The sequence below is a fragment of the Microbacterium sp. Leaf161 genome (assembly GCF_001423645.1).
GTDB lineage: Bacteria > Actinomycetota > Actinomycetes > Actinomycetales > Microbacteriaceae > Microbacterium > Microbacterium forte.
On sequence record NZ_LMOW01000004.1, the window covers coordinates 1 to 3,421 of the forward strand.

Annotated in this window: 1 protein-coding gene; it reads left to right on the forward strand. The window is 69.1% G+C overall.

Going from position 1 to position 3,421, the window contains the following annotated elements; all coding sequences use genetic code 11:
- A partial coding sequence (locus tag ASF87_RS17385; protein ID WP_442922810.1) for a beta strand repeat-containing protein occupies positions 1-3,421 on the forward strand: 3,421 nt, incomplete at both ends.

The following is a 3,421-nucleotide window of genomic DNA, read 5'->3' on the forward strand; positions in this document are numbered from 1 at the left end:
GTCCTCGTTCCCGGGCAGTCCGTGACGGCGACGGCGACGTACGTCCTCACGCAGGCCGATGTCGACGCAGGGGCCGTCACGAGCCTCGTCACGGGCACCGCAAACCCCCCGAACGGCGCTGCGGTCTCGGCGACCGCGCCAGCCACCGTGCCGATCGCGAGCGCCCCGGAGATCGTCGTCACGAAGGACGCCGCAGCCACCGGGGGCAGCGTCGGCGACTCCATCGAGTACTCGTTCACGATCGAGAACCGCGGCAACGTGACGCTCTCGGCAGTCGTGCTGTCCGACACGCTGGCAGGACTCAGTGCCCCGACGATCGTCTGGCCCACGGTGAGCCGCGTGCTCGCACCGGGCGAGATCGCCACGGCCTCGGCCACCTATGTGATCACGCAGGCCGATGTGGACGCCGGCACCGTCGAGAACACCGCCACGGCGGGTGCCTCCACTCCCGGCGGCGCGAACATCTCGGCATCGTCGGATGAGGTCGTCACCGAACTCGATGAGCCGGATCCGGCCGTGGTCACGACGAAGTCGGCCCGGATCGCCGACGGTGGCACCGGCGCGGTGGGTGACGTGATCGAGTACACGGTCACCGTGCGCAACTCCGGCAACGTGACCCTCGAGGACGTGGGGATCGTCGACGAGCTCGAAGACCTCTCCGACATCGCGGTCGTCTGGCCTGGCGATGCAGGCGTGCTCGCACCCGAGCAGACGCTCACCGGAACCGCGCGCTACGTCATCACGCAGGCCGACGTCGACCGCGGCGAGGTGTCGAACATCGCCGTGGGCTCGGGCACCGATCCTTCGGGGACCACTGTCGATGACCCTTCGGCACAGGTCGTCGTCGACACGGTCTCCGCAGCCCCGAACGCGACGGTCGCGAAGAGCGGCGCGCTCCGAGCCGGCGCCCTCGGACGCGCCGGTGACATCGTGACTTACTCGTTCCGGATCGTGAACACGGGCAATGTCACGCTCACGGACGCGACCCTGGACGACCCCATGCCCGGCCTCTCGGCGATCGACGTCGCCTGGCCAGGTGAGGACGGAGTCCTCGCACCCGGAGCCGGGGCGGACGCGACGGCAGAGTACGAGCTCACGCAGGCCGACGTCGACCGGGGCCGCGTGGACAACACGGTCACCCTGACGGCATCCGCCCCCGATGGCGCACCGATCGAGCGCACGGCCGATGCGGTCGTTCCGGTCGCCGAGGCCGCGGAGCTGACCACCGTGAAGAGCGGCCGGCTTCTGGAGCCCGGCATCGGAGCCGTCGGCGATGTCATCGAATATCGACTCGTCGTGACGAACACCGGCAACGTGACGGTCCAGGACGGTCGACTCATCGACCGTCTCGCCGGGCTCTCGCTGCCGGATATCGATTGGCCGGGTCCCGAGGGCGAGCTCCTCGTCGGCGACACCGTGGTCGGCATTGCGCGGTACACGCTCACGCAGACCGACATCGATCGCGGGTTCGTCCGCAACATCGCCGGTGTCGAGGCCGTCACCGAGCAGGGCACGATCGTGGTGGCAGACTCCAACCCCGTCGTCATCAACACCGTCAGGCCCGCGGCGGGGCTGACCGTCGTCAAGGACGGCGTCGTCGACGGCGACGGCGGCGCGGGTGGAAACATCGACTACACCTTCCGCATCACCAACACCGGGAACGTGACGGTCAGCGCGATCACTCTCGCCGACCCGATGCCGGGGCTCAGTGCGCCGCAGATCACGTGGCCCGGGGCACAGGGCGTTCTCGCTCCGGGACAGTCGGCGACCGCGACGGCCGACTACACGATCACGCAGACGGACGTGGATGCCGGATCGATCGCGAACGCGGCGACGGCCAGCGGCAGCTCGCGAGGCGGCCCCGTCACGAGCCCCGCGGGAATCGAGACGGTCGACACGCAGGGGATCCAGGCGTCGATCGTCGTGGACAAGAGCGCCGCGCTCGACCCGGACGCGACCGGGGTCGCCGGCGATGTCATCACCTGGAGCTACTCGCTGCAGAACACCAGCAACGTGACTCTCACGGGCGTCTCCCTCGCGGATCGTCTGGCCGGTTCGACAGCGCCTCAGTACACGTGGCCCGATCCCGCCAGACCCGGAGTGCTCCTTCCCGGCCAGAGCGTCTCGGCCGTCTCCACGTACGAGATGACCCAGGCCGATGTGGACAGCGGCGGCGTCTCGAGCGCCGTCGACGGAGTCGGAACGCCGCCGCGGGGCGCGGAGGTCACCGGATCCGCCGTGGCTTCCGTCGTCATCGCGGCGCGTCCGGGGCTGGCTCCGACGAAATCCGGTCTCGTGGACGGCGCCGGCAATGTCGGCGACCGGGTCGACTACACGTTCGGCATCACGAACACCGGCAACGTCACGCTCACGCTCGTCGATCTCCTCGATGCGCTGGTCGGGGTCAGCGCGCCGGAATTCGAATGGCCGCGGGAACCGGGAATCCTGCTGCCCGGCGACACCGTCGAGGCGACGGCGGAGTACACCATCACGCAGGCAGACGTGGATCGCGGTTCGGTCACGAACATCGCCACGGCGAGCGGCAAGCCGCCGGTGGGCGACACGATCACGGCCAGCACGGCACCGGAGACGACCGATGTCGCCGCGTCCGCACCCGAGCTTCTGACAGGCAAGACAGCGACTGTGCGTGGCGACGGCGCGGTCGGGGACATCATCGACTACTCCTTCACGGTCGAGAACACCGGGAACGTCACGGTGACCGGCATCACTCTGATCGACCCGCTTCCAGGACTCTCGGTGCCGAATGTGCGCTGGCCCGATGAGGCCGGGGTGCTGGCGCCGGGCGAGATCGCCACGGGCACAGCCAGCTATGCGATCGTGCAGGCGGACGTCGATGAGGGAGAAGTCGTGAACGTCGCGACGGCGGCCGGCACCGCACCGGGAGGCGCAGCAGTCGAGGACGCGTCGGATGAGATCCGTACACCGACGGCAGGCGCCGCCGCGGACATCACCATCGAGAAGACCGGAGCGCTCGCTCCTGGCTCGACCGGGCAGGTGGGCGACCTCGTCGGATTCGACTTCCTCATCGCGAACAGCGGCAACCAGACGCTGGGTGGAGTGACCCTCGAGGACCAGCTGCCGGGTCTCAGCGACATCGACGTGATCTGGCCGAGCAACGCGGCTCCGGGCGTGCTGCCGGTCGGCTCCGAAGCGCGGGGAACAGCGACCTACACGCTGACTCAGGCCGATATCGACGCCGGTTCCGTCGCCAATGCGGTCGACGCCGCTGCGACGACTCCCGACGGTTCGACGATCGACGCGTCCGACGCGGCGAGCGTCAGCATCCCTCGCACTCCCGAGCTGTCTGCGGTGAAGTCGGGGGTGTTGGCGGAGGGTGATATCGGTGTGGTGGGGGACAGGGTCGATTATGCGGTGGTGGTGACGAATACGGGCAATGTGA